The sequence below is a fragment of the Streptomyces sp. S.PNR 29 genome (assembly GCF_030386795.1).
GTDB lineage: Bacteria > Actinomycetota > Actinomycetes > Streptomycetales > Streptomycetaceae > Streptomyces.
This window is the reverse complement of record NZ_JANUQM010000019.1, coordinates 65,842-81,630: the sequence shown is the minus strand read 5'-3', so window position 1 is coordinate 81,630 and position 15,789 is coordinate 65,842. Positions and strand designations below refer to the sequence as shown.

Here is a 15,789-nt window from a genome sequence, read left to right as displayed (position 1 = left end):
ACGGAGTTGGCGGAACCTCGGGGCAGGGCACGAGCCTTTCACGGCTTGGACACAACTGACAAGCGCCGTATTCAAATACCCGGGCCGACCGCCACGACGGACACGGTTCCGGTAGTCATACGGAAGACGGGCCCGGACGTTTCAACGGGCCTCCGCCTCCACCGGCTCGTCCACCGGCTCGTCCGCCGGAAGGCTGTCCATGAAGGAGCTGACCGAGAAGACCGCGCGGCCGGCGCCGGGCGGGCCGTAGCCGGGCGGGGAGGAGAGGCCGAAGTCGTCCATCGTGGCGCGGTAGGCGTCCAGCAGCCGGATGTGGTACTCCAGCGGCGCGCCCTGCGGGTTGGCCTTGCCGAGCGGGGTCGTGGGCTCGGGGCACCAGGTGGTGAACCGGGGCGTGATGCCGTGCGACATGAAGAAGCGCAGGCCCTCGGTGGTGGAGGCGATGGCCTCGTCGACGCTGGTGAAGCCGAAGGGCTCGGCCATCTCGACGCCGGCCACGAAGTTGGGGATGACGTTGCGCGGGCCGAAGACGTCCGCCGAGTCGAGGATGCGGCGGTGCCATTCGTCGCGGCCGACGTACCGCTCCTTGCCCGGGCAGTACAGCTCGAACAGGCGGCGGTCCCACACCTCGTAGTTGGGGTGGTAGATCTGCACGCCGTAGTCCTTGAACCGCTGGACGTCGGCCTTGGGCAACGCCTGGGCGACGACCTTGCCGATCCAGCGGCCGGGGAAGCGCTCCTCGATGGCCTTGGCGTAGTGGCCGTAGAAGTCGGCCTCGTCGCGCCCGGCGACCTTCGACGTGACGGCGCCGCCGGTGAGGGTGTAGGCCGTGGACGCCTTCTGGGTGTCGTACCGGTCGATGATCTCCAGGGCTTCCAGGACCTCTTCGACATCCTTCACGCCCGTGTAAGGCCGCCCGGCCGCCTTGTGCTGGCGCCAGTTGTGGTTGATGTCGCAGTACTGGCACTCCTCCTTGGCGCCGAAGTACTGGCAGACGCGGAAGACGGTCAGATAGATGAGGTAGCCCCACTGGATGGTGGGGGCCACCTCCATCACGGACTTCCCGTTGGAGAGGGTGTGCCGGTAGTACTCCGGCATCGGCGGCACACCGACGTCGGCGATGCGCCCGCCGTCGAGGTACAGCCCGAGCATCCCCTGCTCGTCGGCGGCCACACGGTACGGCGACGACGGGTTCACGCGGACGGAGACGACCGTCCGCCGGAGGTCGTACGGGCCGCCGGTGAGGATGATCTCCTCGGGCGGGCGGCGCAGCGCGGCCTCACCCAGCTCGGGCAGGGTGCCGTGGTCGAAGGAGAAGATGAAGTACGACTTCGGCTTGACCTCACCGCCCTCGTTGTCGCTCAGGGCCGAGGGGTCGAACGCCACACCACCCCGCAGCAGGTCCTCCTTGAAGACGGCTTCCCGCGGCACGTGCGGGAAACGCTCCATCAGATCCTCGACCAGCGCGGTACGGCTGCCCATCCCGTGTCTCCTCCCGGTGCGCACGTACGACTCCTCACGGTATGCCCCCGCGGGTGCGGGAGCCGTACCGGGGGTCCCCCTCGCCGCGGCCCTGGGGGGTGTCATGCCGTGTGTTCCAGTGACGCCCGGTCGATCGCGTGGGCCAGTGGGGCTCCCGTGCGCAGGCGTTCGGCCTCCTCGGCGACCGTGGCGCCGAGGCGGGCGAGTTCGTTGCCCTGGGAACCCGCGAGGTGGGGCGTGATGAAGGCACCCGGCAGGTCGTACAGGGGTGAGTCGGCGGGCAGCGGCTCGGGGTCGGTGACGTCGAGGATCGCGGTCAGGCGGCCGGTGCGCAGTTCGTCGACGAGGGCGTCGTGGTCGACCAGTCCGCCGCGCGCGGTGTTGATCAGTACCGCCCCGTCGGGCATCAGGGCCAGCTCGCGGCGGCCGATCAGGTGCCGGGTCTCGGGGGTCTCGGGGGCGTGGACGGTGACGATGTCGCAGCTGCGCAGCAGGTCGTCCAGCGGCAGCAGGGGGACGCCGAGGGCGACGGCCTCCTGATCGTCGACGTAGGGGTCGGTGAGCGCGGGGCGCAGGTCGAAGGGGCGCAGCAGTTCGAGCACGCGGCGGCCGATGCGGGAGGCGCCGACGACGCCGACGCGGCGGCCGTGGTTGCCGATGCCGGGCACGATGCCCCAGCCGGGGAAGGCGCGGTCGGCGCGCAGTCGGTCGCGGGCGGCGAGGACGTCCTTCCCGGCCAGCAGGATCATGGCGAGCGTGTACTCGGCGACCGGCAGCGCGTTCGCGGCGGCCGCCGAGGAGACGGCGATGCCGCGCCGCCAGACCTCGGGCGTGGCGAAGCCCTTGACGGAGCCGGCCGAGTGCAGCACGGCACGCAGCCGGGGCGCGGCGTCGAGGGCCCGCGCGTCGAGGCGGGGGCAGCCCCAGCCGGTGATCAGGATCTCGGTACGGGCCAGCGCCTCCAGGATCCTCGGGTCGGTGAGGTCCTCCGCCACGAGGCCGGGATCGATGTCGACGGACTCCGTCAGCCGTGCCAGCACCTCCGGCGGGAAGACATGCGGCACGTTCTCGGCGGACATGGCGAACAGCGCCTGGGGACGCTCGGACAAGACGGTGGCCTCCGGCTCGGGTGACGGGGCGGGTAGAAAGCGATCTCCACGGTAGAGCCGAGCTCCGGCGACCGGGGTAGGTTCCGGCGTTGAACTCCTGGTTCCTGAATTCCCCGGGGAGGGGCGACCGGATGACCGAGACCGTGACCAACTGGGCCGGCAACATCACCTACACCGCCAAGGAGCTCCAGCGGCCGCACTCGCTCGACGCGCTGCGGTCACTGGTCGCCGGCAGCGCGCGGGTGCGGGTGCTCGGCAGCGGGCACTCCTTCAACGAGATCGCCGAACCCGGCGGTGACGGGGTCCTCCTCTCGCTCGACGCGCTGCCGCCGCAGGTGGAGGTCGACAGCACGGCCCGTACGGTACGGGTCGGCGGCGGTGTCCGGTACGCGGAACTGGCCCGCCGGGTGCACGGGCACGGGCTGGCGCTGCCCAACATGGCCTCGCTTCCGCACATCTCCGTGGCCGGGTCGGTGGCGACCGGCACGCACGGGTCCGGGGTGGCCAACGGACCGCTGGCGTCGGCCGTGCGGGAGGTCGAGCTGGTCGTGGCGGACGGCTCGACGGTGACGATCGGGCGGGGTGACCCGCGGTTCGGCGGCGCCGTCACCTCCCTGGGTGCCCTGGGAGTCGTCACCGCCCTCACCCTCGACCTGGAGCCCTCCTTCGACGTCGAGCAGCACGTCTTCACCGAGCTGCCGCTGGACGGGCTGGACCACGAGACCGTGGCGGCGACGGCGTACAGCGTCAGCCTGTTCACCGACTGGCGTGCGCCGGGTTTCAGGCAGGTGTGGCTGAAGCGGCGCACCGACCAGCCACTGCCCGGCTTCCCGTGGGCCACGCCCGCCACCGAGAAGATGCATCCGGTACCGGGCATGTCCGCCGTCCACTGCACCGAGCAGTTCGGCGTGCCCGGGCCGTGGCACGAGCGGCTGCCGCACTTCCGGGCGGAGTTCACCCCGAGCAGCGGGGCCGAGCTGCAGTCGGAGTACCTGATGCCACGGCCGCACGCCCTCGACGCGCTGCGGGCGCTGGACGCGATACGGACGACGGTCGCCCCGGTGCTGCAGATCTGTGAGGTGCGCACGATCGCCGCCGACGAGCAGTGGCTGAGCCCGGCGTACGGACGGGACAGCGTGGCGGTGCACTTCACCTGGGTCGAGGACACGGCGGCGGTGCTGCCGGTGGTGCGGCGGGTGGAGGAGGCGCTGGACGCCTTCCAGGCGCGGCCGCACTGGGGGAAGGTGTTCACCGTGCCGGCGGCGGTGCTGCGGGAGCGGTACCCGCGGCTCGGGGATTTCCGGGCGCTGGCCGGGGAGCTGGATCCGGCCGGTAAGTTCACCAACGCCTTTGTGCGCGACGCGCTGGGCGCCGACTTTATAAAGCCCCTTTCCTAACCCCTTGTCGAAAGTCCCCGGCACCCCATAGCCTTGCGCCGCGCCGGTGCCGAGGTAGCCCCGGCCTGGCCTGGAAGGGATGGGTGCTGTTCGGTGAAGCGCACATCACGTGACATCCGCACGGCGAACCGCTATGAGGTGCTGCGCCAGATCATCGCCCAGTCACCCACGTCCCGGCAGGAGCTGGCGGCCGCCACCGGCCTCAGCCTCGCCACGGTCGCCACCCTCGTCGGCGAGCTGCTCGACCTGCGGATGATCACCGAGGTCGGGTTCGAGGACTCGGCCGGCGGCCGCCCCCGGGGTCTGGTCGCCGTCAACGCGTCGGGGGGCGCGCTGATCGGGGTGGACATCGCGGAGACCTATGTCCGCGTGGAGCTGTTCGACCTCGCCCTGAACGTGCTGGCCCGCGCCGACGAGGACATGCGCCCCGGCGAGAGCCGGCCCGAGCAGGTGGTCGGCCACGTCGCCACGGCCGTCGGCTCGGTGGTCGCGCAGGCCGGCGTCGAGGGCGCCCGGGTGCTCGGCGTGGGGGTGAGCGTGCCGGGCCAGGTGGACCGGGACACCGGCATCGCCGAGTACGCGCCGAACTGGGACTGGCACGACGTGCCGCTCCTCGACCTGCTCACCGAGCACATCGCCTACCCGCTGTACCTGGACAACCCGTTGCGCGCCTGCGCGGTGGCCGAGCTGTGGTTCGGGGCCGCGCGCGGGTACGGGGACGCGGTCGTGGTGAACCTCGGGACCGGGGTGGGCGCCGGGCTCGTGCTGGGCGGCGGGCTGCACCGGGGCGGGAGCAACAGCGCCGGCGAGTGGGGCCACACCACGCTCGTGCTGGACGGGCGGCTGTGCCACTGCGGCAACCACGGCTGCGTGGAGACGTACGTCGGGGCGCCCGGGATCATGCTGAACCTGAGGGAGCTGAGCCCGCAGAGCACGCTGCTGCACCCCGAGGACCAGACGGCCACCATCGACGCGCTGGCCCGCGGGGTCGCCGCGAACGACCCCGTGGCGGTGAAGGTGGTCCGGGACACCGCCCGCTACCTGGGCGCCGGGATCGCCGACCTGGTCAACGTGCTCAACCCCGAGGTGGTCGTGCTCAGCAGCTGGGTGGCGGCCACGCTCGGCGAGCCCCTCCTGGCCGAGGTGCGCGAGGCCGTCGCCCGGCACGCGCTCCGGCGGCCGCTGGCCGCCACCGACATCGTCCTCTCTCCGATCCCCACCGACCCGGTGTGCCTGGGCGCGGCGACGTTCGCGCTCGAAGGTGCCCTGCAGTCCGTCGGGCAGAGGAGCAACAAACGCACCGTCCCCGCAAGGAGCCGTACCGCGCCGCCTTCATGACGACGGAAGGAACCGACCTCCGACCGAAAGACCAAGCAGGCCTGGTTCCTGAAGTAATTCCGGAAGTAATTCCTCCTCTTCAAGGATGGCGGGCCGCTGGTGCGGCGGGCCGATACCCCGTCAGGTTCGGCATCCCGAACGTTTCGCAACGCTTCGAACAGACTTCGTTCAACCCCTTGCCGAAGCCTTAGCCGAAGGTTAACGTCCCGCACCGCAACCCTCTTTGAGCCACTTGACGCTGAGCCACCGAGCCGCAGCCGCAAACGAGACAAGGACGTCAGCATGTCGGCATTGAGCAACAGCAACTGGGACCGCCGAAACGTACTGCGGGCCGCCCTGGGCCTGACCGCCGCCGGCACGCTCTCCGCGTGCGGCAGCAACAACGGCCGCGGCAGCGGCGGCGGTTCCGGAACGAACCTGGTGCAGATGTTCCACGCGTACGGCGAGGCGGGCACCGAGCAAGCCATCAAGCGCTACGCGAAGGCCTACAAGGACGCCAACGTCACCACGCAGTGGATCACCAGCGCGGACTTCGAGAGCAAGCTCTTCTCGGCCCTGCTCACCAAGAACGCGCCGGACCTGTTCGAGTTCCACCCGCAGATCCAGATGGTGAAGAGCGGTCAGGTGGCGGACCTGACCGACATCATCGACCCGGTCAAGGACGACTTCAACCCGGCCGACATCAAGTCGCACACGGTCGACGGGAAGATATACGGCGTCCGCATGATCGACGACCCGCAGTTCTTCTTCTACCGCAAGTCGATGCTGGAGAAGGCCAAGGTCGAGGTGCCGACCACGCTCGACGAGCTGATGGAGGCCGCCGCCAAGCTCACCACCGGCAAGGTCAAGGGCCTGTACCTGGGCAACGACCTGCACAACGTCATCAACCCGATGATCTGGTCGGCGGGCGCCGACACCCTCAACGAGAAGAACGAGATCGCCTACCACACGGACGGCGTCGTCGAGGGCCTCAAGAAGATGCGCAAGCTGTTCACCAGCGGCCACCTCCTCCTCGGCGCCCCGACCGAGTCCTGGGACCCCTCCTCGCTCAACCAGGGCCTGTGCGCCATCCAGTTCTGCGGCATGTGGGCGATGCCGCAGATCCAGCAGGCGCTCGGCGACGACTGGGGCGTCTTCCCCTTCCCGAAGACCGTCGACTCCGGCAAGCAGTCGGTCTACAACGGCGGCTGGTCGATGTTCGTCAACGCCAAGGGCAAGAACGTCGACGCGGCCAAGGAGTTCGTGAAGTGGCTGTGGATCGACCAGAAGAAGTACCAGGAGGACTGGGCCACCTCCTACGGCTTCCACATCCCGCCGCGCAAGTCGCTCGCGCAGTCCGCCACCAAGCTCAAGTCGGGCAACGCGGCTGAGGGCGTCCGGCTCTTCAACGAGTTCGGTCACTTCGACAACATCGGCTGGACCCAGGCCATGATCACCGCCCTGGAGGACGTCTTCGCCAACTCCGTCCGCAAGAGCATGGACCCGGAGAAGGCTCTCGACAAGGCCGACGTGGCCGTCAACCGCGAGCTCAAGAAGCTGTTCGGATAAGCCGCGGAACGGACCACGACATGTCGACGACCACGACGCGCGACCTCGCGCGCCCCGCCTCGGCGAAGGCCTCACCGGCCAAGCCGCGGCGGGGTCTGCGGGGCAGCCCCACCTTCAACTTCTGGCTCTTCACCGGGCCGTTCCTGATCGGTCTGGCGATCTTCGTCTACGCGCCGATCCTCTGGAGCCTCTGGCTCAGCTTCTTCGAGGCCCGCTTCACCGTCACGCCCGACAAGTTCGTCGGGTTCGACAACTACACGTACATGCTGACGAACGACGACTTCGTCGGCTCGCTCGGCACCTTCACCGTCTTCGCCGCGTTCATCGTGCCCACCACCTGGGCGCTCTCGCTGGGCCTGGCCCTGCTGGTGAACCGGCTGCGGTTCATGCGGGCGTTCTTCCGCTCGGTCTTCTTCCTGCCGACCGCGGTGAGTTATGTGGCCGCCGCGCTGATCTGGAAGATGTCCATCTTCAGCGGCGTCCGCTTCGGCCTGATGAACACGGTCCTCGGCTGGTTCGGGATCGACAACATCGCCTGGCTGATCGACCCCAACCCGCCCTGGTACTGGCTGGTCATCGTGACCGCCCGGCTGTGGCTCCAGTCCGGCTTCTACATGATCCTGTTCATCGCGGCGCTGCAGAACATCCCGGACGAGCTGTACGAGGCGGCCGCCCTCGACGGCGCCAAGCCGGGCTGGCAGACCTTCCGGCACATCACCCTGCCCCAGCTGCGTGCCACGTCCACCGCGGTGATCCTGCTCCTGCTCATCGCCGCCTACCAGGCCTTCGACGAGTTCTTCAACCTGCTGTCGAAGACCACCTGGGGCCGCCCGCCCCTCATGGAGCTGTACTACAAGGCCCTGGGCGAGAGCCAGGACTACGGCGCCGGCAGCGCGGGAGCGCTCATCCTGACCGTGCTGATCTGTGCCGTGACCCTGCTCCAGGGCAAGATCATGGGCTTCGGAAGGGGGGACGAGTCCAAGTGACCACCACCATGCCCGACATCCAGAAGTCCGCGCCGCCGACCGGCAAGCCCGGCCGCGTCAAGCGCGGTGGCGGTGTGATCGGCAATACCGGCCTCTACGTCGCCACCGGCGTCGCTGCCTTCCTCTTCCTGGTCCCGTTCTACGTTCTCCTCCGCAACGCCCTCTCCACCGACGCCGAGATCACGGGCGAGAACTGGAAGATTTTCCCCACGGACATCCAGTGGGGGAACATCAAGGAGCTGTTCACCGACGAGACGGTCCCCTTCGCCCAGTCCCTGTGGAACTCGGCGATCGTGGCCACCCTGCACACCGTCGGCGTCCTGCTGGTGTGCTCCCTGGCCGGCTACGGTCTCGCGCGCATCCCGTACAAGCACGCCAACAAGGTCTTCTACGCGGTCCTCGGGACCCTGATGGTCCCCACCGCCGTCACCTTCGTCCCGAGCTTCGTGCTCGTGTCGTCGCTCGGCTGGGTGGACACCTACCGGGGTCTCATCATCCCGGGGCTGTTCAGTGGTTTCACCTGCTTCCTGTTCCGGCAGTACTTCCTGGGGTTCCCCAAGGAGCTGGAGGAGGCGGCACGCGTGGACGGACTGGGCTACTGGGGCGCGTACTGGCGCATCGTGGTGCCCAACTCGCTGAACTTCTTCGCGGCGATGGCGACCATCACCTTCATCCAGGGCTGGAACGCCTTCCTGTGGCCGCTGGTCATCGGCCAGGACCCGAGTGCGTGGACCGTCCAGGTCGCGCTCTCCAGCTATATGACCAACCAGACCGTCGTCTTCCATATGATCTTCATGGCCACGGCCGTTTCCATCCTGCCCCTGGTGTTCGTGTTCCTCTTCCTCCAGCGCTGGCTGGTGCAGGGCATCGCACAGACCGGCATCAAGGGCTAGCTAGGAGACCGATGTCTTTCCGCACGACCCCATCCGTCGACTACGTCGAGGACGTCTCCCCGGGCAGCGGAGCCCTTCCGCCCCGCGCCTGGTACGCGTCCTCGGACGCGAAGTCCCTGTCCCTGAACGGTAGGTGGCGTCTTCGCGTGTCGGCGACCGCCGACGCCGAGGACGACGCGTTCGCCGCGCCCGGGTACGACTCCGGGGACTGGGCCGAGGTCACGGTCCCCGGCCACTGGGTCCTCCAGGGGCACGGATCCCCGATCTACACCAACCACCTGTACCCCTTCCCGGTCGACCCCCCGCACGTCCCGACCGAGAACCCCACCGGCGACCACCTGCGCGTCTTCGACCTGCCGGAGGACTGGCCGGCCGAGGGCGGCGCGGTGCTGCGCTTCGACGGCGTCGAGTCCTGCGCCCGGGTGTGGCTGAACGGCACGGACATCGGTGAGTTCAAGGGCTCCCGGCTGCCGCACGAGTTCGCGGTCGGGCACCTGCTGAAGCCGGCGGGCAACGTCCTCGCGGTCCGCGTCCACCAGTGGTCGGCGGGGTCGTACCTGGAGGACCAGGACCAGTGGTGGCTGCCCGGCATCTTCCGGGACGTGACGCTGCTGCACCGCCCGGCGGGCAGCGCGGGCGACTTCTTCGTGCACGCCTCCTACGACCACACCACCGGCGAGGGCACCCTGCGCGTCGACTCCGACGTCGACGGGCGGGTGACCGTCCCGGAGCTGGACATCGACGTCGCGACCGGTGAGCCGGTGACGGTCGCCGTCGAGCCGTGGTCGGCGGAGACGCCGCGGCTGTACGACGGTGTGCTGGCGACCGAGGGCGAGCGGGTGCCGCTGCGGATCGGCTTCCGGACCGTCGTCCTGGAGGACGGGCTCATCAAGGTCAACGGCACGCCCGTCCTCTTCAAGGGCGTCAACCGGCACGAGTGGCACCCGGAGAAGGGCCGTGCCCTCGACCTGGAGACCATGCGCGAGGACGTGCTGCTGATGAAGCGGCACAACATCAACGCCGTCCGCACCTCGCACTACCCGCCGCACCCCGCCTTCCTCGACCTGTGCGACGAGTACGGTCTGTGGGTCATCGACGAGTGCGACCTGGAGACCCACGGCTTCACCGAGCAGGCCTGGCGCGACAACCCCGTCGACGACGACCGCTGGACCCCCGCCCTCCTCGACCGCGCCGCCCGCATGGTCGAGCGGGACAAGAACCACCCGTCGATCGTGTTCTGGTCCCTCGGCAACGAGTGCGGCACCGGACGCGGGCTGACGGCGATGGCCGAGTGGATCCACGACCGGGACTCCTCGCGCCTCGTCCACTACGAGGGCGACTGGGACTGCCGCGACACGGACGTCTACTCGCGGATGTACGCCTTCCACGCCGAGGTCGAGAGCATCGGCAAGGAGCTGGACGGCGGCACCCACAAGCGCCGCGAACTCCCCTTCATCCAGTGCGAGTACGGGCACGCCATGGGCAACGGGCCCGGCGGACTCGCCGACTACCAGGAGCTGTTCGAGAAGTACGACCGGCTCCAGGGCGGCTTCATCTGGGAGTGGATCGACCACGGCATCAAGCACCCGGAGCTGGGCTACGCCTACGGCGGTGACTTCGGCGAGGAACTGCACGACGGGAACTTCGTCTGCGACGGGCTGATCTTCCCGGACCGGAAGCCGTCGCCGGGGCTCGTCGAGTACAAGAAGGTGATCGAGCCGGTCCGCATCGAGGGCGACGGCACCGACGGGACCGTACGGATCACCAACAAGTACGACTTCGCCGACCTGTCCGCGCTGGCCTTCGAGTGGTCGTGCCAGGTGGACGGCGAGACCGTCGAGTCGGGCCCGCTGGCGGTGCCGCCGCTGGCGCCGGGCGAGACGGCCGAGGTCAAGCTGCCGGAACCGCCCGCGGACGGTCGCGGCGGCGAGCGCCAGTGGACGGTGCGGGCGCTGCTCCCCGCCGACACCGCCTGGGCACCGAAGGACCATGTGGTGGCCTGGGGCCAGTTCGCCGTGGCCGCCCGGCCGCTGCCGATCGTCCCCGCGACCGACCGGCCCGTACGCGGCGAGCGCGGCATCACGCTCGGCCCGGCCGCCTTCGACGCCCGTACCGGGGCGCTGAGGACGATCGGCGGCGTCGACGTGACCGGGCTGCGCCTGGACGTGTGGCGGGCCACGACCGACAACGACGACGGCGCGGAGTGGCAGACGGACACCCGCTACGGGGTGCTGTGGCGCACCCTGGGCCTGCACCGCATGCGGCACCGCCTGGAGGGCGTGGAGCTGGGCGACGACGCGCTGACGGTTCGGACCCGGGTGGCGCCCGCGGCCCGGGAGGTGGGCCTGAGCACGGTCTACCGCTGGACGTCCGACGGCGAACGGCTGCGGCTGACCGTGTCCGTGAAGCCGGAGGGCGACTGGACGGTGCCGCTGCCGAGGCTCGGCATCCGGTTCGGGCTGTCGTCCGCCGAGGAGGTGACGTGGTTCGGCGGTGGCCCCGGTGAGGCGTACCCGGACAGCAGGACGGCGTCCATGGTCGGCCGCTGGGAGTCGACCGTGGAGCAACTGCAGACGCCGTACGTCCGCCCCCAGGAGAACGGCGCCCGTGCCGATGTCCGCTGGGTGGAGCTCGGCGGGCTGAGGATCGAGGGCGACCCGGAGTTCTGGTTCAGTGCCCGGCCCTGGACGACCGAGCAGCTGGACGCGGCGCGGCACCTGACCGACCTCGCGGCCGGCGACACGGTCTGGGTCAACCTCGACCACGGGCAGCACGGCATCGGCTCGCAGTCGTGCGGTCCGGGCCCGTTGCCGCAGTACTTCCTGCGGGCCGAGCCGGCGGAGTTCTCCTTCGTCTTCTCGGCGGTCGATTAATCCGTTGACCGGTTGATCGGCATTCTGACACCGTCATGACGTTCTCGGCGGCCGGTCGGCTCCTCAGCCGGCCGGCCGCGCTGCACGTGCCCGGTAAGGGAGTCCCCAACGTGAGCGGCAGCATCGAGGTGCGCGGCCTGTCCCGCACCTTCCACACCACCGTCCGCCGCCCCGGTTTCCTGGGCGCCGTCAGATCCCTGGTCAACCCCGAGCGCGTCGCCAAGCAGGCCGTCCGCGACATCACCTTCGACGTCGCCGCGGGCGAACTCCTCGCCCTGCTCGGCCCGAACGGCGCCGGCAAGTCCACCACCATCAAGGTGCTCACCGGCATCCTCACCCCCACCTCCGGCGAGGCCCGGGTGGCGGGCGTGGTGCCGTACCAGGACCGGGAACGCAACGCCCGCAACATCGGGGCCGTGTTCGGTCAGCGCACCCAGCTGTGGTGGGACCTGCCGGTGCGGGAGTCGTTCGCGATCCTCAGAGACATCTACGAGGTGCCGAAGGCCGAACACGCCGCCCGCCTGAAGGAGTTCGACGACCTGCTCGACCTGTCCTCCTTCTGGGACACCCGGGTCCGCCACCTCTCCCTCGGCCAGCGGGTGCGCAGCGACCTCGCCGCCGCGCTGCTGCACGACCCGCCGGTCGTCTTCCTCGACGAGCCGACCATCGGCATGGACGTGGTGGTCAAGGAGCAGGTGCGGGAGTTCCTGCGCCACCAGGTCGAGGAGCGCGGCCGTACGGTCCTGCTCACCACGCACGACATGACCGAGGTCGAGCGCCTCGCCGAGCGGGTCGTCCTCATCAACCACGGCCGGCTGGTCCTCGACGGCACCCTCGACGAGATCCGCCGCACGTTCGGCTCCACCTGGCAGGTGCGGGCCACCCTCGCCGACCCGCACGCCGAGGTCCTGCCCCCGCCGGGCATCGCGCTGCTGCGGCACGACGGCCCGCAGGTGGTGTTCGGCCCGGACGGGCCTGAGGCCCCGACCGTCTCCCAGGCGCTGAAGGCGGTCGTCGAGCGGTACGAGGTGACCGACATCGCCCTCGACGAGGCGGACCTGGAGGACGTGATGCGGGCCGCGTACGTCCATGGGGAGCCTGAGCGGGAAGGGGTGTGACGTGGCCGTGCTCCACGGCTGGCGCGCCGCCCGTGTCACCCCTCTCGGCGAGCTGCACACCCCGCCCCGGATGACCGCGGTCCTGGTCCGGCTGACCGTGCAGGTGGTGCTGGTGTGGTCGTTGTGGCGCGGCCTGTACGCGGACACGGGTACGACCGCCGGGCTCGACCGCGACCAGGCGGTGACCTACGCCGTGCTGGCCGTGCTGGCGTCCCGCCTGAGGGACCTGGACAACCAGTACGCGGGCCGGGACACCGTGCTGCAGCACATGCACTTCGGCACCATCGTCTACTGGTACCTGCGCCCCATGCCGCCCCAGCGCTACTACGCCCTGCGCGCCCTCGGCGGGCAGCTGTACGGGCTGGCGTGGGCGCTGGCCGGGTACGCGGTCTGTCTGGCCGCGGGGGTGGTGGAACCGCCGAAGTCGGTATCCGTGGCGGGGGTGTTCGTGCTCAGCATGCTGCTGGGCCAGTGGGTCCTGTACTACATCCTGCTCGTCCTGGACCAGTTGTGCTTCTGGACGGTCCGCAACACCGCCGCGATGCTGATCCTGCTCTTCGCGCAGAACCTGCTGTCCGGGGTGTACGCGCCGCTGTGGTTCTTCCCGGACTGGTTCGTCACGATGAGCGCCTTGCTGCCCTTCCAGGCCACGCTGAGCGTGCCGCTGTCGCTGTACGTGGGCCGGATCCCCCTGTCCGACGCGGTCTTCGAACTCTCCGTCCAGGCCTTCTGGGTGGTGGTGCTGGCGCTGTTCACCCGGCTGCTGTGGCGGCGGGCCGCCCGGCGCGTGATCTCGCAGGGAGGCTGAGATGTCGCTGAAGGCTCTGCGGATCGCCTGGCGCATCACCGCGCTCAACTTCCGTGCGCAGATGGAGTACCGCGCCGAGTTTCTGCTGATGATCGCGATCGGCGCGATCTGGCAGGTGTCGGTGCTCGTGTTCGCGACGGTGCTGCTCGCCCGGTTCACCGGGATGGGCGGCTGGGACAGCTCGGACGTGCTGCTGATCCCGGCGACCCGGATGCTGGCGCACGGGCTGTTCGTGCTGCTGCTGGGCCGGATGCACGGCGTGGGCCGGCAGATCCAGGAGGGCAGGATCGACATCTATCTGACGCGTCCCATGCCGGTGCACCGCCAGATCCAGCTGTCGTTCTTCCCGACCAACGCGATCGGCGACCTGACGGTCGCGGTGGGACTGATGGCGGGCGCGCTCAGCCGCAGTCACCTCGACTGGACGGCGGGCCGGGCCACGTATCTGGTCCTCGCCGTGCTCGGCGGCATGCTCCTGGAGGCGGCCCTGTTCACGGTGGTGGCCTCCGCGTCCCTGCGTTTCCCGGCCGCCGGCTACTGGGGCAGCTGGCTGGAGGAGCTGCTCGGCACCTTCGGCAGCTACCCGCTGAACGTCCTGCCGAAGGCGGTCGGCGGCTTCCTGACGTACGGCCTTCCGCTCGCGTTCGTCGCCTACTTCCCGGCGGCGGTCCTGACCGGGCACGGCCAGGACACCGGCGTGCCGTACTGGCTGGCGGCGGGCTCCCCGCTGCTCGGGCTGCTGGCGTATCTGGCGGCGCGGCTGCTGTGGCGGTGGAGCCTGGGGCACTACGCCGGGGTGAACGGCTGATCCGGCGTCGGACGGCGGGAGCCGGACCGGGGATCAGCCCCGGCCGGACCGGCGTATCGGTGTGAACAGTGCGGTGAGCGCGATCAGGACGCAACAGGCTCCCGCGACCAGGGCGACCGGGGCCGTGCCCCGGTGCTCGGCGGCCCAGGTGAGGACCGCCGCGCCGATCGGGGCCGCCGCGTAGTGGAGGGTCCAGAAGGCGGAGGTGACCCGGCCCAGGAGGGGTTCCGGGGTCACCTCCTGCCGCAGTGACATGGAGCAGGTGCCCGCCATGCCGACACAGGCGAGGAAGGCGGCGGTCAGCGCGGCGACAGCGGATACGTCGCGGGCCCAGCCGAGCCCGGCGAAGGCCAGCCCGCACACCGCGACCGAGCCGGTCCAGGTCGGGCCGAAGCCGAGCCTGCGGCGGATCCGGGCCACCAGGAGGGCGCCGGCGATCGTGCCGAGCGCGCCGACGGCCATGACGGTGCCGACGGTGCCGTCGTCGTGGCCGAGGTCGTGCTTGAGGTGGTAGATGACCAGGTCGTTCAGGCCGAGGGTGAGGAAGCTGAAGAGGAACAGCAGGGCGGTCAGGGAGCGCAGCACCGGGTGCCCGTGGAGGAAGGCCACTCCGGTGCGCAGGTCCTGCCAGAGTCCGGTTCGCCGGCCTGCCCGCTCGTCGCCGGCGCGGGGCCGGAACCGTATGAGGAGCAAGCACGCGGCCGACACCCCGAAGCTGGCCGCGTCCACGCCGACGGCGGCGGCCGGGCCGGACCAGGCGGCGACGAGTCCCGCGCACAGCGGTCCGAGGACGCCGGCCGCGGCGGCGGTGGCGTTCAGCCGCCCGTTGGCCTCGGTGAGCCGCTCGGTGCGGACCAGGCCGCGCACGACGGTGACGTAACCGACGGCGAAGAACATGCCGACGGCCTCGCACAGCGGCAGCACCGCGTACAGCAGCCAGATCCGCGGGCCGAACAGCCACACCAGCGGGATCAGTCCGTACAGCACCATGCGCACGAGGTCGCAGGCGATGAGGAGCCGCCGCCGGTCGACCCGGTCGACCACGGCACCGGCGAACACCGCGGCCACGACCGACGCCGCCCCGCCCACCGCGGTCAGCAGTCCCATGCGGGCGACCGAGCCCGTCGCCTCAAGGACCAGCAGGGGCAGGGCGATCAGGGCGAAGGAGTCACCGAGGACGGAGAGCGTCTGCGCGGCCCAGAAGATCCCGAAGTCCCGTTGCCGCCACAGCGGACGTGTGCGGGGTAAGCCGCCGCCGGCGTCCCGTGCGCCGCTGCCGGCCTCGTCCTCGCGCTGTGCCCCGTACGTCATCCGGCCGGTGCCGTCCGCCGCCCCGTCATGCCGCCTCCCCGTGATCCGGTCCGCGGCAACCTTATCGCCGCCCGGCAGCAACTGGAGGATGTCGCACCACACCCGTATCGCTACCCCA

The 15,789-nt window shown here is 70.3% G+C and carries 12 protein-coding genes; 9 read left to right on the top strand and 3 right to left on the bottom strand.

From position 1 onward, the window contains the following. Positions 1–141: 141 nt before the first annotated feature. On the bottom strand, positions 142–1,482 hold the full coding sequence (locus NW895_RS37375; RefSeq protein ID WP_289941399.1) for a radical SAM protein: 1,341 nt from the start codon (positions 1,480–1,482) through the stop codon (positions 142–144). 101 nt (positions 1,483–1,583) lie between these two features. After that, positions 1,584–2,591 (bottom strand): hydroxyacid dehydrogenase, encoded by a 1,008-nt coding sequence (locus NW895_RS37370; protein WP_289941397.1) that lies wholly within the window; start codon positions 2,589–2,591, stop codon positions 1,584–1,586. Positions 2,592–2,722: 131 nt separating this feature from the next. Between NW895_RS37370 and NW895_RS37365 the strand changes: the two genes are divergently transcribed. From NW895_RS37365 to NW895_RS37325, 9 genes are all read left to right on the top strand, one after another. Further along, the gene (locus NW895_RS37365) at positions 2,723–3,988 is read left to right on the top strand and encodes a D-arabinono-1,4-lactone oxidase (protein ID WP_289941395.1); all 1,266 of its coding nucleotides are present in this window, start codon (positions 2,723–2,725) and stop codon (positions 3,986–3,988) included. A 93-nt stretch (positions 3,989–4,081) separates the two neighbouring features. Further along, positions 4,082–5,326 (top strand): ROK family transcriptional regulator, encoded by a 1,245-nt coding sequence (locus NW895_RS37360; protein WP_289941392.1) that lies wholly within the window; start codon positions 4,082–4,084, stop codon positions 5,324–5,326. Positions 5,327–5,608: 282 nt separating this feature from the next. After that, positions 5,609–6,874 carry a sugar ABC transporter substrate-binding protein gene (locus NW895_RS37355; RefSeq protein ID WP_289941391.1) on the top strand — a complete coding sequence of 422 codons (1,266 nt, stop codon included), beginning with the start codon at positions 5,609–5,611 and terminating at the stop codon, positions 6,872–6,874. Between the two features lie 20 nt (positions 6,875–6,894). Then, positions 6,895–7,860 carry a sugar ABC transporter permease gene (locus NW895_RS37350; protein WP_289941390.1) on the top strand — a complete coding sequence of 322 codons (966 nt, stop codon included), beginning with the start codon at positions 6,895–6,897 and terminating at the stop codon, positions 7,858–7,860. Between the two features lie 8 nt (positions 7,861–7,868). Further along, positions 7,869–8,753 carry a carbohydrate ABC transporter permease gene (locus NW895_RS37345; RefSeq protein ID WP_289941511.1) on the top strand — a complete coding sequence of 295 codons (885 nt, stop codon included), beginning with the start codon at positions 7,869–7,871 and terminating at the stop codon, positions 8,751–8,753. An 11-nt stretch (positions 8,754–8,764) separates the two neighbouring features. After that, on the top strand, positions 8,765–11,626 hold the full coding sequence (locus NW895_RS37340; protein ID WP_289941389.1) for a glycoside hydrolase family 2 TIM barrel-domain containing protein: 2,862 nt from the start codon (positions 8,765–8,767) through the stop codon (positions 11,624–11,626). Between the two features lie 110 nt (positions 11,627–11,736). Further along, entirely contained in the window at positions 11,737–12,744 is a 1,008-nt protein-coding gene (locus NW895_RS37335; protein WP_289941388.1) for an ATP-binding cassette domain-containing protein, read from the top strand. A gap of 1 nt (position 12,745) precedes the next feature. Next, on the top strand, positions 12,746–13,552 hold the full coding sequence (locus NW895_RS37330; RefSeq protein WP_289941387.1) for an ABC-2 family transporter protein: 807 nt from the start codon (positions 12,746–12,748) through the stop codon (positions 13,550–13,552). Position 13,553: 1 nt separating this feature from the next. Next, on the top strand, positions 13,554–14,360 hold the full coding sequence (locus tag NW895_RS37325) for an ABC-2 family transporter protein (protein ID WP_289941386.1): 807 nt from the start codon (positions 13,554–13,556) through the stop codon (positions 14,358–14,360). Between the two features lie 33 nt (positions 14,361–14,393). Here the strand turns inward: NW895_RS37325 and NW895_RS37320 are convergent, their stop codons facing one another. Next, complete coding sequence (locus NW895_RS37320; RefSeq protein WP_289941385.1) at positions 14,394–15,671, bottom strand: MFS transporter; 1,278 nt, start codon at positions 15,669–15,671, stop codon at positions 14,394–14,396. Positions 15,672–15,789 lie beyond the last annotated feature (118 nt).